The 25,613-nt window shown below is 72.3% G+C and carries 20 protein-coding genes; 8 read left to right on the forward strand and 12 right to left on the reverse strand.

Features of this window, described 5'->3' with window-relative positions; genetic code table 11:
- Window positions 1–17: 17 nt before the first annotated feature.
- From OP18_RS25260 to OP18_RS25275, 4 genes are all read right to left on the reverse strand, one after another.
- On the reverse strand, window positions 18–1,340 hold the full coding sequence (locus tag OP18_RS25260; RefSeq protein ID WP_033361461.1) for a class I SAM-dependent methyltransferase: 1,323 nt from the start codon (window positions 1,338–1,340) through the stop codon (window positions 18–20).
- A complete protein-coding gene (locus tag OP18_RS25265) occupies window positions 1,337–2,668 on the reverse strand; it encodes an FAD-binding oxidoreductase (protein ID WP_245635514.1) in 1,332 nt (443 codons plus the stop codon). The genes OP18_RS25260 and OP18_RS25265 overlap by 4 nt, the downstream gene beginning before the upstream one ends.
- A gap of 200 nt (window positions 2,669–2,868) precedes the next feature.
- Window positions 2,869–4,248: a condensation domain-containing protein gene (locus OP18_RS25270; protein WP_052387274.1), complete on the reverse strand. Its 1,380-nt coding sequence runs from the start codon at window positions 4,246–4,248 to the stop codon at window positions 2,869–2,871.
- A 52-nt stretch (window positions 4,249–4,300) separates the two neighbouring features.
- Window positions 4,301–4,849: a TetR/AcrR family transcriptional regulator gene (locus tag OP18_RS25275; RefSeq protein ID WP_211273661.1), complete on the reverse strand. Its 549-nt coding sequence runs from the start codon at window positions 4,847–4,849 to the stop codon at window positions 4,301–4,303.
- 118 nt (window positions 4,850–4,967) lie between these two features.
- On the opposite strand from OP18_RS25275, the gene OP18_RS25280 reads away from it, so the two are divergent.
- From OP18_RS25280 to OP18_RS25290, 3 genes are all read left to right on the forward strand, one after another.
- Entirely contained in the window at window positions 4,968–6,209 is a 1,242-nt protein-coding gene (locus tag OP18_RS25280; RefSeq protein ID WP_156089752.1) for an aldo/keto reductase, read from the forward strand.
- A gap of 15 nt (window positions 6,210–6,224) precedes the next feature.
- Window positions 6,225–6,860, forward strand: a complete 636-nt coding sequence (locus OP18_RS25285; RefSeq protein WP_033361463.1) for a class I SAM-dependent methyltransferase — start codon at window positions 6,225–6,227, stop codon at window positions 6,858–6,860.
- 75 nt (window positions 6,861–6,935) lie between these two features.
- The gene (locus OP18_RS25290) at window positions 6,936–8,024 is read left to right on the forward strand and encodes a baeRF3 domain-containing protein (protein WP_033361464.1); all 1,089 of its coding nucleotides are present in this window, start codon (window positions 6,936–6,938) and stop codon (window positions 8,022–8,024) included.
- A 91-nt stretch (window positions 8,025–8,115) separates the two neighbouring features.
- Here OP18_RS25290 and OP18_RS25295 read toward each other — a convergent pair whose 3' ends face one another.
- Complete coding sequence (locus OP18_RS25295; RefSeq protein ID WP_052387275.1) at window positions 8,116–8,682, reverse strand: TetR/AcrR family transcriptional regulator; 567 nt, start codon at window positions 8,680–8,682, stop codon at window positions 8,116–8,118.
- Between the two features lie 90 nt (window positions 8,683–8,772).
- Here OP18_RS25295 and OP18_RS25300 point away from each other — a divergent pair, with 90 nt between their 5' ends.
- Window positions 8,773–9,384: an NAD(P)-dependent oxidoreductase gene (locus OP18_RS25300; protein ID WP_245635515.1), complete on the forward strand. Its 612-nt coding sequence runs from the start codon at window positions 8,773–8,775 to the stop codon at window positions 9,382–9,384.
- Between the two features lie 257 nt (window positions 9,385–9,641).
- Here OP18_RS25300 and OP18_RS25305 read toward each other — a convergent pair whose 3' ends face one another.
- From OP18_RS25305 to OP18_RS25320, 4 genes are all read right to left on the reverse strand, one after another.
- Window positions 9,642–11,282 carry an ABC transporter substrate-binding protein gene (locus tag OP18_RS25305; RefSeq protein ID WP_245635516.1) on the reverse strand — a complete coding sequence of 547 codons (1,641 nt, stop codon included), beginning with the start codon at window positions 11,280–11,282 and terminating at the stop codon, window positions 9,642–9,644.
- Window positions 11,283–11,716: 434 nt separating this feature from the next.
- On the reverse strand, window positions 11,717–12,127 hold the full coding sequence (locus OP18_RS25310) for an RpiB/LacA/LacB family sugar-phosphate isomerase (RefSeq protein ID WP_033361466.1): 411 nt from the start codon (window positions 12,125–12,127) through the stop codon (window positions 11,717–11,719).
- 18 nt (window positions 12,128–12,145) lie between these two features.
- The gene (locus OP18_RS57520; RefSeq protein WP_033361467.1) at window positions 12,146–12,733 is read right to left on the reverse strand and encodes a hypothetical protein; all 588 of its coding nucleotides are present in this window, start codon (window positions 12,731–12,733) and stop codon (window positions 12,146–12,148) included.
- 21 nt (window positions 12,734–12,754) lie between these two features.
- The gene (locus OP18_RS25320; RefSeq protein WP_245635517.1) at window positions 12,755–13,648 is read right to left on the reverse strand and encodes a DMT family transporter; all 894 of its coding nucleotides are present in this window, start codon (window positions 13,646–13,648) and stop codon (window positions 12,755–12,757) included.
- A gap of 43 nt (window positions 13,649–13,691) precedes the next feature.
- On the opposite strand from OP18_RS25320, the gene OP18_RS25325 reads away from it, so the two are divergent.
- Window positions 13,692–15,080 carry an aminotransferase-like domain-containing protein gene (locus tag OP18_RS25325; protein WP_033361468.1) on the forward strand — a complete coding sequence of 463 codons (1,389 nt, stop codon included), beginning with the start codon at window positions 13,692–13,694 and terminating at the stop codon, window positions 15,078–15,080.
- Between the two features lie 27 nt (window positions 15,081–15,107).
- On the opposite strand, the gene OP18_RS25330 is transcribed toward OP18_RS25325, so the two are convergent.
- Window positions 15,108–19,388, reverse strand: coding sequence for a galactose-binding domain-containing protein (locus OP18_RS25330; protein ID WP_033361469.1), 4,281 nt, complete (start codon window positions 19,386–19,388; stop codon window positions 15,108–15,110).
- Between the two features lie 660 nt (window positions 19,389–20,048).
- Here OP18_RS25330 and OP18_RS25335 point away from each other — a divergent pair.
- Window positions 20,049–21,326 carry an ROK family transcriptional regulator gene (locus OP18_RS25335; protein WP_052387276.1) on the forward strand — a complete coding sequence of 426 codons (1,278 nt, stop codon included), beginning with the start codon at window positions 20,049–20,051 and terminating at the stop codon, window positions 21,324–21,326.
- On the opposite strand, the gene OP18_RS25340 is transcribed toward OP18_RS25335, so the two are convergent.
- Window positions 21,304–22,395, reverse strand: a complete 1,092-nt coding sequence (locus OP18_RS25340) for a cytochrome P450 (protein WP_033361470.1) — start codon at window positions 22,393–22,395, stop codon at window positions 21,304–21,306. The genes OP18_RS25335 and OP18_RS25340 overlap by 23 nt on opposite strands.
- A gap of 82 nt (window positions 22,396–22,477) precedes the next feature.
- Here OP18_RS25340 and OP18_RS25345 point away from each other — a divergent pair, with 82 nt between their 5' ends.
- The gene (locus OP18_RS25345; RefSeq protein ID WP_033361545.1) at window positions 22,478–23,104 is read left to right on the forward strand and encodes an alpha-ketoglutarate-dependent dioxygenase AlkB; all 627 of its coding nucleotides are present in this window, start codon (window positions 22,478–22,480) and stop codon (window positions 23,102–23,104) included.
- A 17-nt stretch (window positions 23,105–23,121) separates the two neighbouring features.
- Window positions 23,122–23,553 carry an STAS domain-containing protein gene (locus OP18_RS25350; RefSeq protein WP_081971080.1) on the forward strand — a complete coding sequence of 144 codons (432 nt, stop codon included), beginning with the start codon at window positions 23,122–23,124 and terminating at the stop codon, window positions 23,551–23,553.
- Window positions 23,554–24,514: 961 nt separating this feature from the next.
- Here the strand turns inward: OP18_RS25350 and OP18_RS25360 are convergent.
- On the reverse strand, window positions 24,515–25,613 hold a 1,099-nt coding region (locus tag OP18_RS25360; protein WP_033361547.1), incomplete at its 5' end, for a dolichyl-phosphate-mannose--protein mannosyltransferase.

Below are 25,613 nucleotides of genomic sequence, written 5' to 3' on the forward strand. Positions count from 1 at the left end.
GGTGTCGTCCCAGGGGGTTACGGGGTCCAGTCCGGGCGGAGGGGGAACGAGGACTCGCCGAGGCGCGTGGTCTTCGTGGCGAGGATCTGGTGCAGCTGGATCTGGTTGCGCTCGAAGGCGTACCGGGAGCCGGCCATGTAGAGCCCCCACACGCGGGCGGTGCCGATGCCGACCTCGTCGACGCAGGCGTCCCAGTGCTCGACGAGGTTACGGTTCCAGCCGGCGAGGGTGTGCGCGTAGTGCACGCGCAGGTTCTCCTCGTGCTGCACCTCGAAGGCCGCGTCGTGCACGGCGGAGACGAGCTTGCCCGGGCTGGCCAGCTCGCCGTCGGGGAAGACGTACCGGTCGATGAACGCGCCGGGCCGGTGCGACGTGCGGTTGTCCGAGCGGGTGATGCAGTGGTTGAGCAGCCGCCCGCCGGGCTTGAGCCGGTCGCGCAGGGTCTTGAAGTACACCGGGTAGTTGCGCAGGCCGATGTGCTCGGTGAGGCCGATGGAGCTGATCGCGTCGAAGTGCTCCAGCGGCGCGTCGCGGTAGTCCAGGTGACGGACCTCGGCGAGGTGGGACAGGCCCTCGCGCTCGATCGCCGCCTGCGCCCACGCGGCCTGCTCGCGGGACAGGGTCACGCCGAGGGCCTTGACGCCGTACTCGCGGGCCGCGTGCCGGACCATGCCGCCCCAGCCGCAGCCGACGTCCAGCAGCCGCATGCCGGGCTTGAGCGCGAGCTTGCCGGCGACCAGGTCGTACTTGTTGGCCTGGGCCTGCTCGAGGGTGTCGCTCGGGGAACGGAACACCGCGCAGGTGTAGGTCATCGACGGCCCGAGGACCTTCTCGTAGAAGGCGTTGGAGACGTCGTAGTGGTGGTGGATCGCCTCGGCGTCGCGGCCGCGGCCGTGCCGCAGCCCCTGCAGGGTCCGCTTCCAGTTGGGCACGTGCTCCTGCGGCGGGGGCGGCGGCGGGCGCAGCCGCTCCCAGCCGAGGCCGCGGACCAGCCGCAGCGCGTCGGCCGGCGACGGCATCCGCAGCTGCAGGCCGCCGTCGCCGAGGACCTTGAGCGCCTCGTACGGGTCGCCCGGGTGCACGCCGCGCAGCTCGAGGTCACCGGTCACGTACGCGCGGGCCATGCCGAGGTCGCCGGGGGCGGTGAGCAGGTAGGACAGCCCGCGCTCGGAGGCGACGTGCAGGCCGATCGCCGCCGTCTCGGGGCCGACCGCGCTGCCGTCGTACGCGGTGATGCGCACGGCGGGCTCGCCGTTGGTGACGGCACGGACGATGTCCGCGACGGTGGGCATCGGCGGCCGCTGCCGCGGCGCCGAGGAACGTTTGTTGGTGATGGTCATCGTCGCCCCACAACCTTGTCGTAGAGGTCGGTCAGTCGGTGCTGCGGGTCGTAACGGTCCTTCGCGGCGCGGTACGCGGCGGCACCGTAGAGCCGGTCGAAGGTCTCCCGGTCGTAGTACGCGTCGGAGTACAGCGACTTGTGGCCGCCGAGCTCGGACACCTTGGCTTCGATCGCCCGGTTGACGTCACCGTCGGCGGCGCCGGGCACGATCGGGACGGTGCCCCAGAAGCCGACGTTCACGTACGGCTCGCCGGCGTGCATCGGATACAGCGGCCAGGTCGTGCCGGAGCGCAGCCGCAGCGGGCACAGCCAGATCGGCGCCATCGGCACGTGCTCGGCGAACCAGTGCAGGAACTTGCCGGTCAGCGCCAGGGGCAGTTCGACGTCCTGCACCACCCGCTCCCGGTCCGGGTTGCCCCGCCAGCGGTCGACCCGCGCGGCGAAGCCGTACCGGTTCTCCAGCCGCACGATGCGGTGGTAGACGTCGCTGCGGCGCAGCCGGGTCGGCCACAGCCGGCGCACGACGGGCTGCTGCGCGCCGAACGCGGCCGAGCACCAGAACCAGTCGGTGTCCCACCGCCACAGGTAGTCGTAGGCGGTGAGCCGGTCGGTCGCCTTGGACCGCAGCGACTGGTAGTAGATCGCCTGGCCGGTGTAGTCACTGGTCGGGCCCGCGCCACCGAACCGGCCCAGCACCAGGTAGGACTCCTGCGGCCGGAACATGACGCCGTCCATGACGTCGACGTCCTCGCCCTCCCACCGCCCGGTGCGCATCACCTCACCGACGGCCTCCAGGAGGTCCTCGACGTCGTCGAATCGGATGTTGCGCAGCGCGACCTGGGCGGCGATCGGCTGCAGCTCGATGCGCAGGCGGGTGGCGTACCCCAGGCTGCCCAGCGAGTTGGGGAACGCGGCGAACAGCTCGGCGTGCTCGTTGTCCGGGCGGGCGGTCACGATCTCACCGGCGCCGGTGAGGATGTCCAGCTCGATCACCGACTCGTGCGGCAGCCCGTGCCGCCACGACGTGGCCTCGATGCCGAGGCCGGTGACCGCACCGCCGAGCGTGATGGTGCGCAGCTGCGGCACCACCAGCGGCATCAGCCCGTGCGGCAGGGTCGCGTCGACGAGGTCCTCGTACGTGCACATGCCCTGCACGTCGGCGGTGCGGCCGAGCGGGTCGACCTCGACGACGCCGTCGAGGCCGCTCACGTCCAGGCCGGCGGGTCCGGCCGCGGATCTCGGGCGGAACAGGTTGGATGTCTTCTTCGCCAGGCGGACCGGGCTGCCGTCCGGCACCGCGTCGTACGAGGCACGCAGCGCGGCCACCGCCCGCTCGTGCTCCGGTCTCCCCTTAGGGTTGATCCGTCTCACTCGATCACCTCCTTTCCTGTGAAGGTCCCCGTGACCTTGCACATTCCAGGTGCTCAAGAGTTGAAACTTGCACATTCGGCAAGATCAACCAACAGCTGGTGATCAACCTCACGGCACGCGGCGGTAACTTGACTTAGCGTCCGGCGCGTGCGCGTTCAGACCGCGACCGGCGCCGCCGTCCCGGCCGTGGCGGCCGACTCGACCAGCAGGGCCTCGATGCCGCGCAGGTGCGCCTCCACCGCGGCGGCCGGCAGCACCGACGTGTCGGCGAACAGGGTGAGGTCCAGGCTGCCGGGGACCGCGTTGACGTGCAGGAAGTAGCGCGCGCCGTAGTGCTCGACGCGCTCCCAGCGCAGCCGGGTCGCGGGCAGCAGCGCCTCGATCGCGGCGGCCGTCACCGCCTCCCCCGCCGCGACCGGGGTCTGCGCGTCGAAGCGGCGGTCGTTGAACGACGCGGAGAGGTCGACCTCGCCGCCGCGGGCCGCGCCGACCGCCGCGACGAGGTCGTCGAGGGCCGCCGGGTCGTACTGGGCGTGCAGGTACGCCTGCAGCGACGCCCGCATCGCCCGCTGGACGACCACCGGGAAGGGTTCCGCCCCGCCCACGTCCACCACGCACAGCCCGTCCTGGGACGCCGGCCCGACCGATCCGGCGAGCCCGGGGCGGAACCGGTTGCTCACGATCACCTGCAGCACCGCCTCGCGGGCGCCGGTCTGCCGGGCCAGCTGCACGGCGGCCGCGGCGAGGATCACCGCCGAGGTGCTCACCTGCTCCCGGCCGGCGAGCCGGGTGACGGCGAGGTCCCCCGCGGGTGAGCTGAGCGTGGCGGCCCAGAACGGCGGCTCACCCTCGGCGCGCACCCCGCCGTCCGGGAACCGCCGCAGCGGCACCCGGTGCAGGTGCCGCGACCAGTACCGCAGCGCCTTGCCGCTCTGCCGGCGGCCCGCCTCGGACCGCTGGTGCAGGGCCTGGTCGTACGGCTGCCGGTCGTCGGCCTCGGCGAGCGGCTCGCCGCGCAGGCACAGCACGACGTCGCGCACGAGCGCGGTCAGCCCGCCGCGGTCGGTGACCAGGTGGCAGATGCCGAACACGGCGTGCGTGACGACGTCGCCGACCAGCACCGCACCGGCGCGCAGCGGCCACTCGTGCGGGTAGTCGTACGCGGGCTGCGTGAGGCGCGCCTGCAACGCCGTCGCCTCGGCGGCGGCGGTCGCGGCGGTCGCCTCGACGACGTGCACCTCGATCGTGCCGGTGGCGGCGAGCACCTGCTGCGGCACGCCGCCGGCGTCGGCCCGGACCCGGGTGCGCAGCGACTCGTGGCGCTCCACGACGGTGCGCACGGTATCGGTGATGCGCGACAGCGGCGTGCCGGAGGAGATGCCCTCGCCCTCCAGGTCGGTCACCCAGCTCATGTTGAGCGCCGCGTCGTCGGGCACCATCCGCTGGATGGCCCGCCAGATCGCGACCTGTCCCCAGCTCAGCGCGCAGGTCCCGCCCCGGCTGCCGCTGAACTCGACCAGCGTCCGCTCCGTCATCGTTGGAATCCAAGCGGCGTAATCAACAACAGTCAATATATGGCCGTCCCGACTATGGGCCGCGCAGCCCGTCGAAGAGCAGCCCGAGGGCACGGTCGCGCAGCGCGTCGTCCCACTGGTTGCGCTCCGCGCCCAGGCACGCCGCGCCGAGCAGGGCGAGCAGCTCGGGCATCGCGAGGTCCGCGCGGACCCCGCCGGCCGCCTGGGCCCGCCGCAGCAGCGCCTCGATCGCGGCGCGCAGCTGCCCGCCGACCGCGCCCAGGCCGGCCTTCGGGTCCAGCCCGGCGCCGGACACCTCGTCGGCGAGGGCCTTCTTGCGGGCCGAGACGTCCACGACCCGGGTGAAGAACGTGAAGAACGCCGCCGCCGGGTCGTCGGCGGCCAGCAGCGGCCCGGCGGACTCGGCCAGGCGGCGCACCCGGTCCACCACGATCGCCTGCAGCAGGGCCTCACGGGTCGGGAAGTGCCGGTAGATGGTGCCGAGGCCGACACCGGCCCGCTCGGCGACCGCCCGCATCGACACAGCGGCGCCGTCGCGGGCCAGCACCTCCTCGGCCGCCTCGAGGACCCGCTGCCTGTTGCGTTCGGCGTCGGCTCGCACGCACACCACCCGTCGTTGACAAGCGGAACACCTGTTCCGTATCGTCGGCCATCATGCGGAACACGTGTTCCGTATCGCTGCGATCATACGGGGGACCGACATGAGCGGAGGTGGCAGCATGAGCTTTGCCACGCTGGGAGCGTCCGGGCTGCGGGTGTCGCGGGCCGCGCTCGGCACGATGAACTTCGGCACCACCGGCGGCGTGCGCGGCTGCGACGAGCCGACCGCCGCCCGCATCGTCGGCGCGTTCCTCGACGCCGGGCACAACCTCATCGACACCGCCGACGCCTACGCCGGCGGGGAGTCCGAGCGCATCGTCGGGCGGGCCGTCCGCGGCCGCCGCGACCAGGTCGTGCTCGCCACCAAGGCGGGCATGCCGCAGGGCCCGGGCCCGAACGACCGCGGGCTGTCCCGGGCCCACCTGACCCGCGCCCTGGAGGCGAGCCTGCGCCGCCTCGGCACCGACCACGTCGACCTCTACCAGTGCCACCAGTGGGACCCGGGCACGCCCGTCGAGGAGACCCTGGCCACGCTCGACGGGTTCGTGCGCGCCGGGAAGGTCCGCTACCTCGGCTGCTCCGGCGTCACCGCGGCGCAGCTCGTCGAGGCGCACTGGACCGCCCGCCGGCTGCGCGCCGCCCCGCTCGTCAGCGTGCAGCCGCAGCTGTCGCTCATCGCCCGCGACGCCCTCACCGAGCTCCTGCCGACCGCCGCCGGCCTCGGCATCGGCGCGATCGTCTGGTCCCCGCTCGGCGGCGGCGTGCTCACCGGCCGCTACCTGGGCGGGACCGTCGCGCCCGGCTCGCGGGTCGCCCGGCTGCGCGACATGGGCACCGACGCGGCGCGCGGCTGGGCCGAGTCGATGTTGCGGCCACGGCACGACTGGCAGGCCGGACTCGCCGCCGCCGTGGCCGCCGACCTGCGCGCCACCCCCACCGCCGTCGCCGTCGCCTGGGCCGGGCGGCAACCGGGTGTCACCTCCGTCATCATCGGCCCGCGCACCGTCGAGCAGCTCGCGGACAATCTCGCCGGCTTCGACCTGGACCTGCCGGCGCCGGCCGCCGCCCGGCTCGACGAGGACCCGGCCGACCTGGTGCGGCGCTACTTCACCATGTGGCGCACCGGCGACGCGTCCACAGTGGACACCCTGCTGGCGCCGGACTGGACCGACCACGGCCACCCGTCCGTGCGCTGCCCCGCCGACGTGGCCGCCGCCGTCACCCCGATCCCCGTGCGGCTCGACACCGTCCTCACCGACGGCGCCACGGTCACCGCCACCGGCCGGGTCGGCGACACCGAGCTGGTCTGGGTGTTCCGCACGCACGAGGGCCGGCTGCGGTCGCTGCGGACGTACCGGTAGCTGTTGAATGACCCGGTGAACCGCGACTGGGTCGAATGGCACCACGGCTACGACGCGCCCACCTCTGCGCTGTCGCGCCGCCTCGAGGTCGTGCGGCGCGACCTGCGCCGGGCGCTGGGCACCTCCCCCACCGATCCGGGCGGGACCCGGCGGCTGCTGAGCATCTGCGCCGGCGACGGGCGTGACGTGCTGCCGGTCATCGCCGAGCACGACCGCCGGGTCAGGGCGCTGCTCGTGGAGCTCGACCCGGTCCTGGCCCGGCGGGCCCGGGAGACCGCCGACGACCTCGGGCTGCCCGCCGTCGAGGTCCGGGTCGCCGACGCGGGGCAGGCCGACACGTATCTCGGCGTGCGGCCCGCACACGTCCTGCTGGCCTGCGGGGTCTTCGGCAACATCGACGACACCGACACGCGGCGCACGGTGGCCGCGCTGCCCGCGCTGCTCGCCCCCGGCGGCATCGTCATCTGGACCCGCGCCCGCGGCGCCGGCGACACCGACCTGAGCCTGCGGGTGCGGGCGCTGTTCGCCGAGCACGGCTTCACGGAGCTGTCGTTCACCAGCCCGCACGACGCCCGCTTCCGCGTCGGCATGCACCGCCTCGCCGGACCGGTCCGGCACGCCCTCGCCGGCCGGCTGTTCACCTTCCGCTGACCGGGCCACCGCCGCCCGGCCTTTCACCTGCGGTGGGCGAGCACGCCGGGTGCCGACCGGGGCGACCGTGGGCGCATGACGGTGAAGGACCTGGCCACCCTCACGCCGAGCGGCTACCCGGCGGTGTCCCTGCTGATGCCGACCCACCGCACGCCGCCCGCAAACCAGCAGGACCCGATCCGGCTGCGGAACCTCCTCACGGAGACCCGCCGCCGGCTGGAGGCCGACGAGGCGGTCCCCGCCGACGTCGCCGCCGCCGTGTACGACGAGATCGCCGAGGCCGCCGCGCACGTCGACCTGCGGCAGGTCGGCGAGGGACTGGCACTGTTCGCGTCGCCGGGACAGGTGCACGTGCGCCTCCTGGACTCCCCGGTCAACGAGCGGGTGGTCGTCGCCGAGACGTACGAGATCCGCGACGTCGTCGCCGACGCGGCCCGCCGGCACCGGTACTGGGCCCTGGTGCTCTCCGAGCAGCCGACCCGCCTGTGGAGCGGCGACGGGGCGCACCTGGTGGAGGTGACCACGCACGGCTTCCCGTTCACGCACGAGGGGCCCGGCGGCACGGTCGGCCTGCCCCGCGACTACGGGCAGAACCCCAGCGCCCACCGCGACGAGCGGCACCGCCAGTTCTTCCGCGACATCGCCACCGCCCTGCGCCGGGTCGACGCCCTCGACACGCGGCCGGTGTTCGTGCTGGGCGTGGAGCGGTACCTGGCCTTCTTCGCCGCTGAGTGGAGCGCGCCCGTCGCCGGCACCGTCCCCGGCAACTACGACCACGCCGGCCCGCACGACCTGCACCGGGTGCTGGCCCCGCACCTCGCCGCCCATCAGGCGTTCGAGCAGATCGCCGCGCTCGAGCAGCTCGACGTGGCCCGCGGGGCGAACCGCTTCGCCGCCGGGCTGCCCGAGGTGTGGCAGCTGGCCCACCAGGGCCGCGGCGCCCACCTGCTGGTCGAGGAGAACTTCCACAGCCCGGCCTGGGTGCACGACGACCACCTGCACCCCGCCGAGCAGCAGCCGACCAGCGGCCCCGCCGGCACCCTCGTCGACGACGCCGTGGACGACGTGGTCGAGCTGGTGGCCCGCCAGGGCGGCGAGGTCACCTTCGTCGGCGACGGCAGCCTCGCACTCGACGGCAGGATCGCCCTGATCGTCCGCTACTAGCGAGCCGGATCGTCCACGACCGCAGAGGCCGGCGCCGCGACCGGCCGGCGCCGCGACCGGCCGGCGGCGCGACCGGCCAGCGGCGCACCGGTCAGAGGCGGAGCTGGGCGACGAAGGCGGTGGCGGACTCGAGGTCGGCGCGGCGCTCGGTGAAGTGGCCGATGAAGGCGAGCTGGAAGCAGGCGCCCAGCAGCAGCCCGGCGACCGCCGGCAGGTCGGCGTCCGGGGAGACGCGGCCGAGGCGCTGCTCGGCGCGCAGGTACTCCACGAGGCCGTCATTGGCGCGGTGCGGGCCGAGGTTCTGGGCGCGCAGCTGGTCGCGGTGCGCGTTGAGGATCGCCGGGTCGGCGAAGATGGACGCGAACATCGGGAAGCCGTCGCGGTAGAAGCTGATCGCGACGGTGGCCAGCTCGGTGAGGACACCGCGGACGGTGCCGGTGCCGGCGCGCTCGGGCAGGGTCTGCATCATCGGGATGAACTGCGGGCCGCGCTCGTGCAGGACCGCCACCATCAGCTCGATCTTGTCGCGGAAGTGCTTGTAGAGCGTGGCCTCCGAGTAGCCGGCGGCGCGGGCGATCTCCTTGGTCGTCGAGTTGGCCAGCCCTCGGGTCCGCAGCACGGAGGCGGCCGCGTCCAGGATCACGTCGCGCGTGGCCAAGCCGGGCTCCCTTGACAAGTTAGTGAACACTCACCCACCATCATAATGGTTAGTAAGTGCTCACTCACCACGCTGGGGGAAGCTGTGAAGGTGACCGTGCTGGGGGCGACCGGCGGGATCGGGCGGCAGCTGATCGAGCAGGGACTGCGGCTGGGGTACGAGATGACCGCCGTCGTCCGCCGGGACTTCGACGTGCCGGGCGCGACGGTGGTGCGCGCGACGCTGGACGACGCGGCCGCGCTGGAGGGTGCGGTCGCCGGCCGCGACGCGGTGCTCGGCGCGCTGGGGCACCGCAGGGGCGGCCCCACCACCGTGCAGGCCGACGGCGCCCGGGCCGCGGTCGCCGCGATGCGGGCCACGGGCGTGCGGCGCATCCTCGTCGTCGACGCCGCCGGCCGGATCTCCGACCGGGGCGACAGCCTGCTCATGCGCGCGGTGGCGAAGCCCATCGTGCAGCGGGTGCTGAAGGCCAACTTCGCCGACCTGGCCGAGGCCGAGCGGGTCCTGCGCGCCAGCGGCCTGGACTGGACCCTCATCAGCCCGCCCCGCCTCACCGACGGCGGCCACCGTCCATATCGGACGGTCCTCGACCTGAGCGTCCGCGGCGGCCGGACCCTGTCCCGCGCCGACGTCGCGCACGCGATGCTCAGGTCCATCACCGACCCGGGCCACGTCCACCACCGGGTCAGCATCGCCTACTGAACGGCACCGAACCGGCCGGAGCGCAGGCGAAGGCCCGGACCCGGCGCGCACCGGATCCGGGCCGGACAGCCGTGGCCGCCCCAAGGAGGCAAGGCGGCCCCGACTGTCACTCGCACACCCGGGAAGTCCCTCGTCGACCCGGGCGGTAGCGCGTGACGGTCACCGCACCGGATGCGCCGGGAGGCCGCATCGGCGGGGTGTCACCGCGTGCCCGGGAAGTCCCTCGCCGACCCGGGCACTCGCGCCGTCCTCGCAGCTCAGCTGACGCCGAGGCTGCCGAAGTCGACCATGCCGTAGTACTGGCTGACGAAGACGTTCGTGAGCCGCGGGTTGCGGACGTTGAGCGCCTTGTCGTACGTGAACGGCACCATGACGGCCTCGTCCATGACGATCTTGTTGATCTGACCCCAGATGGCCGCGGCCTTCTTCGGGTCCGACTCCGCCTTCGCCTGGTCGATGAGCTGGTTGACCTCGGCGTTGTTCAGCTCGGAGTAGTTGTTGTTGCCGCTGGGCAGGATCAGCCGGCCGTCGACGAGCACCGCCAGGAAGCCCGACGCGGTCGGGAAGTCCGCGCCCCAGCCCGCCATCATGATGCCGTAGCCCTTGGACAGGGTGTTGGACGGCGCGCCGATGGTCGAGCGGAAGTACAGCGACGCGTCGCTCGGGTCGAGGCGGGCGTTGATGCCGACGTTCTTCAGCGCGGCCTGCAGGGCCTCGGCGGTCTTCGGCTCCTTGCCGGAGTTGCGGGTCGCGATGACCGTGTCGAAGCCGTTGGGCTTGCCGCACGCGGCGAGCTCCTCACGGGCCTTGTCGACCTGCGGCTTGCCCGACTTCGTGTTGAACGGGTCGAGGTTCGGGTCGTGGCCGGCGATGTTCGGCGGCAGCATGTTGGTGGCGATGTCACCACCGGCGTCCGGGCCGCCGCGGGCCGTCTGCATCGCGATCTTGTCGGTCGCGTACTGCACGGCCTTGCGGCAGTGGACGTTGTCGAACGGCGCGACCTTGGTGTTCAGCGCGAAGTAGCGGATGAAGCCGGTGGTCGGCGCGTCGGCGTTCTTCTTCACGTCCGGGTTGAGCAGCACCTTGGCCTGCGAGCCCTGCTGGACGCCGGTCTGCGCCAGGTCCAGGTCGACGTCACCGGAGATGAGCTGGGCGTCGATCTCCTCGACGGCGGTGCCGAACGTGACCTCGATCCGGTCGGGCAGCGCCTTGCGGATCGAGTCGGTCTTCGGGTCCCACTGGTCGTTGCGGACCAGGACGGCCTTCTTGCCCTCGTCGTACGACTCGAACTTGTACGGGCCGGAGGAGACCGGGTGGTTGGAGTACCGCTCGCCGGTGTCCTTGGCCTTCGGCACGGGGCCGGCGCCCGGCATCGCGAGCAGGTACGGGAAGTCGCTCAGCGGCTCCTTGAGCGTGAACACGATCGTGCTGTCGTCGGGCGTCTGCACCGACTTGAGGCCCAGCTTGTCCGGGTCGGTGTCCTTGTACGGGCCGGGGTACTTCTGGCCCTGGTCGAGCACGTCGATGAGGTAGCTCGGGCCGCCGGACAGCACGTCTTGCGCGAAGACGCGCTCGATGCCGTACTTGACGTCCTTCGACGTGATGGGCGTGCCGTCCTCGAACTTGAGGCCGTTGCGCAGGGTGAAGGTGTACTTCTTGCCGCCGTCCTCGATCTTCGGCAGGTCGGTGGCCAGGTCGGCGGTGAGCACCAGGCCCTCCTCGCCGGGCTTCGCCTGGTTGGTCAGCAGCGTCCGGACGTAGTAGCCCTTCATGAAGTTCCAGATGTTCGCGAAGTTCCAGATGTTCGCGTAGTACGCGCGCACCGGGTCGTAGGAGTCGGGGTTGTCGTGGTTGGTGAGCTTGAGCGTGCCACCCTTCTTGTCGGAGGGGTTGACCACGCCCGTCAATGCCGCGTTGAACCCGCTGGCACCTTTCTGACCGCTGTCCTTGCTGGTATTGTCGCTGCTTGAGCCGCCGCCACAGGCGGACAGCACAAGCGTCGCGGTGACCGCTCCAGCCACCAGCGCACTCGTTCTGATATTCACGTGTAGAGCACCTTCCCGGATACCACGGCTGTGCGGCCGTGGACGGCGTTTCGGCACGCGGGCAGCACACATCGCCAGGCGTCCACGATGGACCCTCTACTGTGGACAGGCACGGGCATGCACCGCGCCCACCGGGTGGGTCGTCGAGTCGTCTGTCGGTGTTGGGCCGGCAATGCCGCCCGCGTCACGGCGATGTGCGTCGCCGTTCATTGAGCAAAGACCTCGGGCTCCGCGAAGCGGTTGCGACCGTTCAGGTCACGCTTTGGTCAAGCAGCGTGACCGCCGTCTCATCCGAGTGACGCGATGTTCGCCGCCTCCGACGGATCCGGCCCGTCGACGGCGAGGAACGCGGCGAGCACCTCGACGGCCACGTCGGGTGCGAGGCGCTTGAGGCTCATCGCCAGCACGTTGGCGTCGTTCCACAGCCGGGCGCCGCGGGCGATCCACGGGTCCCACGCCAGGGCGGCCCGCACGCCGGGCACCTTGTTGGCGGCGATCGCCGTGCCGGTGCCGGTCCAGCACATCACCACGCCGAGGTCGGCGCGGCCCTCGACGACCGCCCGGCCGACCAGCGTGCCCAGGTCCGGCCACGGGGTGCCGGCCGCGGCGACGTCCAGCACCTCGTGCTCCTCGGCGAGGTGCCGGACGACGGCCGCGGTGGTCTCGTTGGAGTCGTCTGCCGCGAACGCGATGCGCACGCGATCAACCGTACCCGTTCAGTCGTCCCGGTCGCCGGACGAGGAGCTCTCCAGCGACGTCATCATCGACTTGCCGATGACCAGGAAGTCGGCGCGCACCTTGTCGGGGGTGAGCGTGGTGCCGGCCGGGGCGGTCAGGTTGAGGCTGAGGTAGAGGTTGCCGTCGTAGAGGTCGAGCTCGTACATGAGGGCACCGCCGGCGGTGGTGTACATGGCGAACGCCTTCGTGCCGATGCCGTCGACGTCGGTGACGGTGGCGCCGGCCGCGGTGCTCGCCTCGGCGAGCTTCTTCACCGCGTCGTAGTGGGTGCGCACGTCGGACGCGGAGGACGGCACGTCGATCGCGACGGTCAGGGTGCCGGTCGCCTCGTACGTGAGCACGCAGCCGCCGTAGGTGCGGCCGAACGCGGTGGTGTCCTTCTTCTGCTGGTCCTTGAGCGCGCCGAAGGCGGAGGTGCCCTTGGCCGCGGTGACCGTGGCGCAGGCGTCGGCGGGCTTGGCGTAGGTGGTGGAGTCGGCAAGGAAGTACAGGGCCACGCCGCCGCCGCAGCACAGCAGCAGCAGCGAGCCCGCGATGATTCCGAGGATGAGGAAGACTTTCTTCACGCGCTGATGCTGGTGCCCGGTTCAGCGCAGCTCAGTCGCGTACCGGGCAATGTCATCAATCGGGCGCTGCGCGCGCAGCCGCTGGGTGAGCGCGACGCAGCCGAGCACGGCGACCGCGGCCACGACGGCGCCGGGCGGCACCGCCTCGCCCAGCAGCAGCGCCGACCACGCCATGGTGAGCACCGGCTGCGACAGCTGCAGCTGGCCGATCTTCGCCACACCGCCGCGGGCGAGCCCCCCGTACCAGGCGAAGAACCCCAGGAACATCGAAACCACGGTGAGATACGCGAAACCGGCCCAGGCCGGCGCCGCGGCGTGGGGCGGCTGGCGCACCACCGCGGCGGCGGTCACGGCCACGGTGACCGGCAGCGACAGCACCAGGGCCCAGCAGATGGTGCGGGCGCCGCCGAGGTCACGGGCCAGGGCGCCGCCCTCGGCGTAGCCGAGGCCGCACAGCGTGACGGCGGCGAGCAGGAACAGGTCGGCCGGGCCGACGGACCCGCTGACCGCACCACTGGCCACCAGGAACACCAGCACCGCGGCGAGCCCGGCACACCCGGCCACCCAGAACGCCGCGGCGGGACGCTCGCCGCTGCGTAGCACCGCGAAGCCGGCGGTGATCGCGGGCAGCAGCGCGACGACGACGGCGCCGTGCGACGCGGTGCTGGTGACGAGGGCCAGGGAGGTGAAGAGCGGGAAGCCGACGACGACGCCGAGGGCGACGACCGCGAGGCGCCGCCACTGCGCGGCGCTCGGGCGCGGCGCGCGGGTGACGGCGAGATACGCCAGGGCCAGCAGCCCGGCGCCGACGGCCCGGCCGAACGCGACGAACCAGGCGTCGAGGTCACCGACGGCGGCCCTGGTGGCCGGCAGCGACATGCTGAACGACACGACCCCCAGCAGGCCCAGCACCACGCCCGTTACCGCGCTCGACTGAGTAACGTTATTCTCTGCTCTCATGAATGACGATAACGCAGCGGCCCGCGTTATCCAAGATCTCCGGGCCGCGGCGAGCGCGGCGGCGCCTGGGACGCGGCTGCCGACGGTGCGCGAGCTCAGCGCCCGCCACCAGGCGTCGCCGGTGACCGTGACCCGGGCGATCCGGGCACTGACCGCGGAGGGCGTGCTGGACGCGCAGCCGGGGCGCGGCACGTTCGTCCTGCGCCCGGCGCGCCCCGCCGAGACGCAGGACCTCGGCTGGCAGTCGATCGCGCTCGGCGCCCGCCCGCCCGGCGAGGACGCGATGCAGGCCCTGCTGGCCATGCCGCGGCCCGGCATGATCCCGCTGTCCAGCGGCTACCTCGACGCCGACCTGCAGCCGGCGGCGGCGCTCGGCGCGGCGCTGTCGCGGGCGGCCCGGCAGCCGGCGGCGTGGCAGCGCGGCCCGGTCGAGGGCCGCGAGGACCTGCGGGCCTGGTTCGCCCGCACGGCCGGCGGCACGCTGCGGGCCGAGGACATGAACATCTGCCCGGGCGGGCAGTCGGCGCTGTCCACGGCGTTTCGGGCCCTGTGCGCGCCCGGCGACGCGGTGCTGGTCGAGGCACCGACCTACCTCGGCGCGCTCGCCGCCGCCCGCGCCGCGGGGCTGCGGGTGGTGCCGGTCCCCACCGACGCCGAGGGCGTGCGCCCAGACCTGCTGCGCGCGGCGTTCCTGCGCACCGGGGCGCGGCTGTTCTACTGCCAGCCGCTGTACGCCAACCCGCACGGCGCGACGCTGTCCGCGGCCCGCCGGCCGGACGTGATGGCCGCGGTGCGCGCGGCCGGGGCGTTCCTGCTCGAGGACGACTACGCCCGGGACCTCGCGATCGATGACGACCCGCCGCGGCCGCTCGTCGCCGACGACCCGCACGGGCACGTGGTGTACCTGCGGTCGCTGACGAAGTCCGCCGCGCCCGGCCTGCGGGTGGCGGCGATCGGGGCCCGCGGCGCGGCCGGCGCCCGGCTGCGGGCCGCGCGGGTCCTCGACGACTTCTTCGTCTCCGGGCCGCTGCAGCAGGCGGCGCTGGACCTCGTCACGTCGCCGGCGTGGCCGCGGCATCTCAAGGCGCTGCGCACCGAGCTGCGGGCCCGCCGCGAAGCGCTGACCGAGGCCCTCGCCGTGCACGTACCGACGCTGCGACTGCCGCTGGTCCCGGCCGGTGGGCTGCACGTCTGGGCCCGCCTGCCGCAGGGCGCGGACGACGTGGCGGTCACCAACGAGGCGGCGGCCCGGCAGGTGGTGGTGTTCCCCGGGCGGCCGTGGTTCGCGGCGGAGCCCGACGGCGCCTACCTGCGGCTGACGTTCGCCGCCGCGCCGCCGGACCAGCTCCGGGAGGGGGTCCGCAGACTGCGAGGGGCCGCCGGATGAACCGGCGGCCCCTCGGTCGGGCCGGTACTACGGGTTGATCACCAGCGTGAACGTGGTCGTGGTGTTGCGGATGTTCTCGGCGTTGTTCGAGAACACCAGGTTGTTGAACGTCGCGGTGCCGACGGCCGGGCCCTGACCGGGCTCGGGCATCTCGTTGACCCAGATGCCGATGCCGGACTTGGCGTCGAACGCGTCACCGCTGCGGCGCGCACCACTGATGTTGATGTTCGTGAACACGGTGTCCTGGACGCTGTTCTCCGGCGTGGAGCCGTTGTACTTCGTCTGGAACATGATGCCCGAGTAGGTCGGGTCGACGATGTCCACGTCGGACACCCGGATCGCCCGGAGCGGTTTCGAGGCCGAGAAGACCCAGATCGCGCCGAACGCCTGGTTGCCCCAGAAGTGGCCGCCGGCGCGCACCAGCGACACGTTCTGGATGACCGTGTTCGGGGAGTTGAACCCGACGAACGGGTAGCCGAAGTCCAGCGAGCTGATCGTGATGCCGGAGTACGTCAGCATGTCCGCGATGTACAGGTTGCGGAACGTGTTGCTGTAACCGCCGTACACCGCGAGGCCCGCCGCACGCCACGTCAGCGTCGCGGAGAGGTTCTCCCACAGGTTGTCGTGGTTGCCCACCGAGCCGCCGCCGTCGGTCGCGGAGAACAGCGCGAACGAGTCGTCACCCGTGGAGCGGGCGTCGATGTTGTTCAGGTGGGTGTTGGTGGTGTCGTTGGTGAAGTTGATGCCGTCCGCCCAGGTGTCCCGGATGCGGCTGTTGGTGATGGTGATGTTGTTGTTCTTGACGCCCCAGTACATGCAGACGGTGTGCTCGACCCAGACGTTGTCGATGGTCAGCCCGTTGATGTCCTTGAGCTCGCCCCACACCTTGCCGGGGCCGTCGATGCGCGAGGTGTAGTTGCCGAAGAACGAGATGCCCGAGAAGGTGGAGCCGTTGGCGCTGGTCTCCAGGCGGAAGCCGGCGTCGGTGTTCTCCTGGCCCTGCGGGGTCTGGAACTTCGTGTACCAGGGACCGGCGCCGACGACCTTGATCGCCTTGCCGTAGACGCCGATCTTGCTGGTCGTCTCGTACGTGCCGGCGGGCAGGTAGACGCCGACCGCGGTCGCGCTCTGGCGGGCCGTGTCGAAGGCGTTCACCACGTCCTGGTGGGTGAAGCCGGCCGGGACGACGTACTTCGTCGGGTCCGGGTTCGCGATCGGCGACACCTGCTCGAGGTTGATGAAGTCGACCGCGAACGTGCCGCTGTTGGCGGAGTCCTTCTGCAGCTTGATCGTGCTGCCGGCGGGCACCGTGCTGTTGAGCATCACGTTGGCCTCGTCGTAGATGTGACGGGGCCCGGCGCCGGGCGAGTTCGTCGGCGAGGCCTCGTTGCCGTACAGCCACGAGTACTTCGACGTCAGGTTGATCGCCTTGTGGAAGGTGCCGTTGACGTAGATGTTCAGCGACGAGGTGGTGCCGTCCGGGATGGACGCCCGCACGACGAGCGTGTTGGTGCTGGCCCGGGTGGTCCACTGCACGTACGCGCCGGTCGCGTTGAGCGTGACCGCCTTGCGGCCCGACGCCTCACCGGCGAGGTCGCCGATGGTGCGGTTCGGCCCGACGACCGCCGCGCCGCCGCCGACGCTGCCGTCCTCCGCCTCGTACATGTCGTACGGCATGTTCGCGCCGCGGCCGACGAACAGCTGCGCGGTGGAGGTGTTGTTGGCCTGCTTCACCGACAGCTCGTTGGTGTCCGCGGCGAGCACCGTGGTCACCGTGTACTTGCCGTTGGCCGCGGTCCACGTGCCCAGGTTCACCGGGGCGGTGGTCGCGCCGGCGTTGATGACGCCGCTGTAGGAGCCGGTCAGCGTCTTGACGGTGGTGCCGTTGGCGTCCTTGACCGTGACGGTGATGCCGTGGGCGCCGCTGGCGGATGCCTGCGTGCCCTGGTTCTTGATCGCCACCGAGAAGGTGACCGTGTTGCCCGCCGACGGGTTGCTCGGCGACCAGCCCGACGGCGAGGCCACCAGGTCGGAGGTCTGCACCGGCGCGACGGTGAAGGCGGAGCCGGTGAAGGTGTTGTTCGACTCGTCCTGCTCGACGACGGCGTTGCCCTCGTCGACCTTCGCGATCGGCGTGTACGAGCCCGCGTCACGGGCGCCGATGCCGGCGGTGACGTTGGCGGTGGCGCCGGCGGCGAGCGCCCCGACGTTGGCCGTGCCGACGAGCGTGGTGCCGAAGTAGAACTTGACGTTCGTCGCCGCCGAGCCCGCGCTGCCCTGGTTCTTCACCGTGGCGGTGAGGCTGACCGCGTCGGTCTCGATCGGGCTGGCCGGCGAGCTGGAGATGCCGGTGACGACGAGGTCCGGGTTCGGCGCCGCGACGCCGTAGACCTGGAACTCGGCGATCTGCCCGGACGGCGCGCCGGTGTTGGAGTTGATCTTCAGCTGGACGTCGGCGACCCGGGCGCTGAGCGTGATGTCGACGCTGTTGCCGCTGGCCGGGTCGAAGCGGTAGTCGCGGGCCGCGACCAGGCTGGTGTAGCCGGTCGCGCTCTGCTCACGGCCGAGGACCTCGATGTTCTGGGTCCGGGCGCCCCACGCGCTGCTCGGGTCGAGCTTCAGCGTGAGCTTGCTGATGTCGGCGTTGGCGCCCAGCGTCGAGGTGAGGGTCGCCGGGAAGCCGGCCGCGCCCTCCCAGTAGGTGGTGACGCTGTTGTCGTTGGCGTTGGCCGGCACGAACGTGAAGACCGAGCCGTTGGCGGTGATCGGCTTGCCCAGCGCCAGGTTGGTGCCGGCCGGCGGGTTGCCGGTGCCGGTGCGGGTCACCGTGTTGCTGGCCGCGGAGTTGTTGCCGGCCGCGTCGACCGCCTTCACCTGGTAGGACACCGTGGCCGTGTCGGGCTGGCTGTCCGTGTAGGTCAGCACGGTGCCGGCCACGTTCGCCCGGTAGGAGCCGTTGGCGTAGATGTCGTAGCGGGCGATGCTGCCGCTGTTGTCGGTGGAGGCGCCCCAGGTCAGGCGGATCTGGCCGCTGGCCGGCTGGGTGTAGGCGAGGTTCGACGGGGCCGTCGGCGCCTGCGTGTCCGCCACGGTGCCGGTGCGGGTCACCGTGTTGCTGCTCGGCGACTGGTTGCCGGCCGCGTCACGGGCCTTCACGAAGTACTGCACGGTCGCCGTGTCCGGCTGCGAGTCGGTGTACGTGAGCGCGGTGCCCGCCACGCTGGTGCGCAGCGTGCCGTTGGCGTACACGTCGTAGCCGGCGATCGAGCCGCTGTTGTCGGTGGAGGCGCTCCACGTCAGGCGGATCTGGCCGCTGGCCGGCTGGGTGTAGGCCAGGTTGCCCGGCGCCGTCGGCGCCTGCGTGTCGCCGCTGGCCGGGCCGTACACCTCGAGTTCGGAGACCTGCGCGGCGGCCCAGCCCGTGTTCGCCGAGATGCTCACCCGGATGTAGCGGGTGGTCAACTGCGTGAACGGGATGGTCACCGTGTTGCCGGTGCCCTGGTTGAACTCGTACTCGGCGGAGCCGAGGACGGTGGTGAACGAGCCACCGTCCGTGCTGCCCTGCAGGGTCAGCGTCTGGCGGCGGGTGCCCCAGCCGGTGGGCAGCTTCAGCACGACGGAGCTGACCGGCACGGCCGAGCCCAGGTCGACCTGCAGCCACTGCGGGAAGGCCCCGCTGCTCTCCCAGTAGGAGGCCTGGTTGCCGTCGCCCGCGTTGGCCGCGGTGTAGGCGCCGTTGGTGCTGCTGGAGGAGAACGTCTTGCCGGCGGCCAGGTTGGTCGTCGAGGACGCGACGCCGTAGATCTCGAACTCGGAGACCTGCGCGGCGGGCCAGCCGGTGTTGGCGGTGAAGTTCAGCCGCACGTAGCGGGTGTTCACGGCCGTGAAGTTGATGGTGACGGTGTTCTGCTGGGCCGGGTTGAAGCTGTACCCGACCGAGCCGACGATCGTGCTGAACGAGCCGCCGTCCGTGCTGCCGGTCACCGACAGCGTCTGCGTCCGCGTGGCCCAGGCGGTGTCGTTGGGCAGCTTCAGCTTGATCTGGTCGATGTTCTTCGCGCTGCCCAGGTCGATCTGCGCCCACTGCGGGAAGCTGTTGTTGGCGCTCTCCCAGTAGCTGGCCTGGTTGCCGTCGTTGATGTTGCCGATGCCGTTGGCGCCGTTGGTGCTGCTCGACGTGGCGGGCCGGCCGCTGGCGAGATTGGGGCCGCCGGCGGCGTTCGCCGGCAGGGTCTGAGCCGTAACCGCGACCAGGGCTGCCACGGCGAACGCCGAGAGCACCCTTCGCGTCACGTGCCTCTTACTCATCGCGATCCTTCGTTCGGGGGTGTGGTGCGGTGCGGGGAGTTGGCGGCTCCGCGAGGGAACGGTCCCTCGTGCAGTGGTGGTGCGGTCTTGCTGGCAACGCCGGCCGGTCCGGTCCGCTGACGTGGTGGTGCGGTCTTGCTGGCAACGCCGGCTGGTCCGTCCGCTGACGTGGTGGTGCGGTCTTGCTGGCAACGCCGGCTGGCCCGGTCCGCTGACCGGGTGCGGGTGGGGCGCGAACGGGCACGACGTGCCTCTCCGTGGACGGGGGCGGTGCGCTGCGGACCTGCTGGCGGACCGGCCACAGCGCGAGTTGCGGAGAGTAGCGAAAGTCTGACGGCTGCTTGTTGGAATCTTGCATCGTGTTGGCCCAAATGTTGCAGACATGCTACCGGGAAGTCAACGGGTGTCACTGGAAACGGCAGCGCGCGGTTCTGTGGCATCACGTGGGGTTCTTGCGTTCGAACGTGGGCACCTCGACACAGATGTGGAAAGGAGTTTCGAAACGTTCTGGATTCGTTGTCCGCAGGTCTGGTGTTGCCGGGATGTTTCGTGGTTGATTCGTCGGACTGACCGACGAATGAGCTGGGTCGATGCAGACGTAAGAGCGTTCGGCGGTGAGGCCCGAGGTTCGATGGGAGTGCGGTCGATGGTGAGCTGTCGATGGTGAGCAAGGAGCGTGCCGGCGCCGGATCCGTCGATGAGCCCACGGACCAGCTCGCCCTGCGCCGGGCCAACCTGAGCCGGACCCTGCGGCACATCCGCACCAACGGACCGCGGTCCCGGGCCGCGATCGCCGCCGCGACCGGCCTGCACAAGGCGACCGTGTCGAGCCTCGTCGACGAGCTGATCAGCCGGCGCCTGGTCCGCGAGATCGGCACCGAGCACTCCGGCGCCGCCGGCCGCCCGGGCCGCGGCATCGCCCTGTCCCCCGACGTCGGCGCGGTCGGCATCGAGATCAACGTCGACTACCTCGCGGTGCACGGCAGCGACCTCACCGGCCGCACGGTCATCGAGAAGCGGGTCAGCTTCGACGCCAAGGGCCGCGACGTGGAGCGCTGCCTCGACGACCTCACCCAGGCCGCCCAGCGCACCCTCGCCGAGCTCGTCCGGCGCGGGGTGACCCCGGTCGGGCTCACCGTCGCCGTGCCGGGCCTCGTCGACGTCGCCCGCGGCGTGGTCGTGCTCGCCCCCAACCTCGGCTGGCGCGACGTCCCGGTCGCCACCCGCCTCGCCCACGGCCTGGACCCGGACCTGTGGATCGGCGTGGACAACGACGCCAACCTGGCCGCGCTCGCCGAGTACACCTGGGGCGTCGCGGCCGGCACCGACGACCTCGTCTACCTCACCGGCGAGGTCGGCGTCGGCGGCGGGGTGATCGTCAACGGCCGGCTGCTGCGCGGCGCCGACGGCTTCTCCGGCGAGGTCGGCCACCTGCCGCTCGACCCGTCCGGCGAACGGTGCGGCTGCGGCCGCATCGGCTGCTGGGAGACCAAGGTCGGCCTGGCCGAGCTGGTCCGCCGGGCCACCCCGGACGTCGCCTACGGCCTGGAGCGGGGCCCGATCCCCGACCCCGAGGAGCGGGTCGCCGAGGTCCTGCGCCGCCTCGCGCGCGGCGACAAGGCGGTGGCCGCGGCCGTCGCCGAGGTCGGCCGCTGGCTCGGGCACGGCGGCGCGATCCTGGTGAACCTGTTCAACCCCCGGGTGATCGTGCTCGGCGGCTACTTCGCCGACCTGGCCGACCACCTCATCCCGTCGGCGCAGGCCAACCTGGCCCGCATGGCGGTCGCCAGCACCGCGGCGCGCTGCCACTTCGTCGCCTCGCACCTGGGCTTCACCGCGGCCGCCCGCGGTGGCGCCGGCGTCGTGGTCGAGCGGATGATCGAGGACCCGACCGCGGTGTCCCTCGCACCCGCCCCTACCCTGGCGGCCGCACGCTGACGATGAAGTCACGCAGCTCGTAGCTGGAGATGTCAGGCTTCATCGCGACCCGCGGCGGCGTCACCATGCGCAGGCCCGGCAGCGCGAACAGCCTGCTGAGGAAGATGTCCGCCTCCTGGATCGCCACGTACGCGCCCGGGCACCGGTGCGGCCCGTCGCCGAACGACAGCCCCGGCCCATCCACGTGCGGCTCCAGGTTGGCGGCGCTGATGTCGAGGTCGACGAGCGCGCCGTCCGGCAGCTCGGTGCCGCCGAGCGCCAGCGGCGCGGTCGTGCGCCGCTTGAGGTTGCCGACCACGGGCTCCAGCCGCAGCAGCTCGTGCAGCAGGGCCACCCGGGCCGGTTCGTCGCCGCCGGTGTACCGCCGCCGCAACGCCTCGTCGGTGAACAGGTGCCACGCCACGACGTTCACGAACTCGCGGGTCGTGACCATGCCGGCCGCGGCGAACGTCAGGCACTCCCCCAGGATCTCCCCGCCACGGCAGCCCTCGTCGATCAGGTGCGAGATGAGGTCGTCGCGCCGCTGCCGGCGCCGGGCGCGCACCGCCGGGCGCACGTCGGCGAGATAGATCCCCAGGAACTGGACATTCTGCCGGATCACCCAGGAGATGCCGGTGAGGCTGGTGAACCCCGGTCTGCCGAACTTCTCCGGGAAGAACCGGTCGAGGCGGCGGTCCAGCCCCGGCCGGCTCTCGGTCAGGCCGATCACCGCCGACACGACCTCGATCGCCATCCGGAAGCTGAGCCTGGCCAGGTCGGCCGTGCCGTCGCGCCGCAGCGTGTCGAGCTGCTCGTCGGCGACCCGCTCCATGAGCCCGCGGTAGTGCTCGTCGACCCGCCGCGGGGTGAAGAACCGGGCCGTCTGCCGGCGGTGCTCCCGGTGCTCCTCGCCGTCGCGGTACAGCACCGGCCGCCTGATGCTCGGGGGCAGCTTCTCCACCGTCTCCACGCCGAGCCCGGCCTGCACCGTGTCGGTGCTGCGCAGCACCGCCCGGGCGGTCGCGTAGTCCGTGACGCGGCAGGCGTCCCCGCCGCCGCGCTGCGTGCGCTCGATCTTCCTGCTACTCATGGTGACCTATACGATACGGCCTGACGGCATGGGCGCGTTGCTCGTACGTACGTTCGAAGACGGGTGTAGGATTGATCGCATGATGGACCTCGCGTACCAGCCCTCGATGCTGGACACGGTCATGCCCTCGGTGGGGCCGCTCACCGGCGGGATGGTGCGCCACGAGCTCAGCCGCGGCGCCTGGGTCGACCACCTGCCCGGCTGGGTGCTCGGCTCCGACGCGGTCCTGGAGACCCTGCTGCACGACGTCGACTGGCGCGCCGAGCGCCGCAAGATGTATGACGGCGTCGTCGACGTGCCCCGCCTCCTGCGGTGGTATGGCGAGCGCGACGAGCTGCCGCACCCGCTGCTCACCGACGCCCGCCGCCAGCTGACCCGGCACTACATCGAGGAGCTCGGCGAGCCCTTCGTCACCGCCGGCATGTGCCTGTATCGCGACGGCCGCGACAGCGTCGCCTGGCACGGCGACACGATCGGCCGCGGCGCCCGCTTCGACACGATGGTCGCGATCGTGTCGTTCGGCTCGCCGCGCTCACTGCTGCTGCGCCCGCGCGGCGGCGGCGACAGCATCCGCTTCCCCCTCGGCCACGGCGACCTGATCGTCATGGGCGGCTCGTGCCAGCGCACGTGGGAGCACGCCATCCCCAAGACCGCCCGCCCCGTCGGCCCCCGCGTCAGCGTGCAGTTCCGCCCCACGGGTGTCGCCTGATCGAATTCGATCCCTCGATGGATGCGCGACCGCCGCGCAACCCGTATCGTGAGAGCGGCTCGGATTGTGAGAAGGTGAGCCAAATGCATCAGGGCGATCGTTTCGCGGTATTCCCGGAGTTGCACATCACGGTCGACCCCTTGCCCAATCAGGCGATCCGCGTCAGGGTCGCCGGCGAGGTCACCCTGGAGAACGTCGCCCAGCTACGCACCGTGCTGCACCGCGCCATCGACGACGTGCGCGCCACCGCCGTCGAGGTCGACCTCAGCCTGGTGTCGTTCATCGATTCGACCGGCATCGGCAAGCTCGTCGGCGCCCGCGCCCATGCCCGCAGCAACCACAGCGACCTGTGGATCGTGAACCCGAGCCCGGGCGTCCGCCGGGTGCTCAGCCTGCTCGGCCTGCTCGAGATCCTGAGCGCCCCGGACACGACGGGCACCGCCGCCTGACCCACACCCCCGCCGGCGGGTCGGTCGACGGCCGACTGGGTCCGTCGACCGCCGGCGGGGGCGGGGGCGCGGGCCGTCCCGCCGACCCGGACACCGTCCGCCGTCCGGGTCAGCACAACGCCGTCCTTTGCGGTGCGGTGCCCCACGGGGCGGTCGCGGGGCGGGACTGGCCGCTCACGGCTGCGACTGGCCGCGCCCGGCCTGGCACCGCGCCCGCACTGCCGCCTGATTCGTGCCTGGCCGCATCCGCTCGGTGCCGGCACGCGCACGCCCATGCCCGCCGCAGCTGGCGCAGGAACCGGCTCGCGTGCCTGTGCTCGCCGTGCGGTTCGCGGGCAGCGCCCACCACGCCGTGCGGTTCGCGGGCAGCGCCCACCACGCCGTGCGGTTCGCGGGCAGCGCCCACCACGCCGTGCGGTTCGCGGGCAGCGCCCACCGCGCCGTGCGGTTCGCGGGCAGCGCCCACCGCGCCGTGCGGTTCGCGGGCAGCGCCCACCGCGCCGACCTTCTGACAAGCACCGCCGCCACCCGACCGCGCAGCCGACGCCGCCCCACCGCCTGGCGGGGACCGTGCGCCCCAGCCGCGGCGACTCGCGCATGAGGGTGGCCACACTCGCCGCCACCGTCCGGCGGTGATCGTGGGCCCCCGCCGCCACCGCCCGGTCGCGCCGTTGAACCAGCCTGACGACGATCTCCGTCCCACCGCCGAACCAGCGCCGCCACCCAGCGAACACCGGCTCCGCCACACCAGCCGGGCGAGGAACGGCACCACGCCACCGCCGAACCAGCGCCGCCACCCAGCGAACACCGGCTCCGCCACACCAGCCGGGCGAGGAACGGCACCACGCCACCGCCGAACCCACCTTCTGCCGGCGAGGATCGGCGCCGCCGCGCCGACCGGCGAGCCGCGCCGCCATTGACCGGTGGAGACCGCCGCTCCTCGTCGACGGCAGGCGAGGGGTCACATCCAGCGGGAGCCGAGCCACATCCTGGAGAGCCACTCGGCGTTGGTGATCACGGTGGCGCTGTAGATGGGGTAGAAGTAGGCGAAGCAGAGGGCGACCAGGGAGACGTACGCGCTGGCGATGATGGAGCCGACCAGGCGGTGGTCGCTGTCGGGGGCGGCGTGGCGGGGCGGGCCGATGATGGCGCCCAGGACGTACACGACGGCGAGGACGAGGAAGGGCTCGGCGGGCAGGGCGTAGAAGGCGAACATCGTGCGGTGCTCCGGCATGTTCTGGAACCAGGGCACGATGCCGGCGAGGGCGCAGACCATGATGAGCCAGGCGCGGCCGTCGCGGCGGGCGGTCGCGAGCCAGCCGAGGGCGATGAGCGCGGGCAGGAAGGACCACCACAGCACGGGCGTGCCGAGCATCAGGATCTGCGACACGCAGCTGGTGGCGTCGCAGGGGCCGTCGGTGTTCACGTACATGCTGACGGGGCGGCCGAGCAGCAGCCACATCCACGGCCACGACTGGTACGGGTGCTTCGAGCTCAGCCCGGTGTGGAACCTGTACGCCTCCACGTGGTAGTGCCACAGGTTGACCAGCGGGTCGACGAGGCGGTCGTGCTGGAGGCCGTTGGTCTGGGCGTACCAGTGGCGGAAGTAGCCGCCGTCGGAGAGGAACCAGCCGGTCCAGGTGGCCAGGTAGGTGGCCACGACCACGGCGATGAAGGCGAGCACCCAGCGGCCGTCGGCGGTGAGGGCGGCGCGGACGGGGTGGCCGGCGCCGGCCGTGCGGCGGGCGCTCGCCTCGAACACGACGGTGAGGGCGGCGAAGAGCAGCACGTACCACAGCGCGCTCCACTTGACGCCGCAGGCCAGGCCGAGGGAGACGGCGCAGGCGAGGCGGTGCCAGGGGACGCCGAGCCGGGGGCGGTCCGGGTCGCCGCCGGTCTCCAGCAGGGTGAGCCACCTGGCGCGGCGCTGCTCGCGGTCCAGGACCAGGAAGAAGAACGCCACCACGATCCAGAACATCAGGAAGATGTCCAGCAGCGCCGCCCGCGACAGCACGAAGTGCATGCCGTCCAGCGACATCAGCAACCCCGCCGTCGCGGCC

The sequence above is a fragment of the Dactylosporangium aurantiacum genome (genome assembly GCF_000716715.1).
Taxonomy (GTDB): Bacteria; Actinomycetota; Actinomycetes; order Mycobacteriales; family Micromonosporaceae; genus Dactylosporangium; species Dactylosporangium aurantiacum.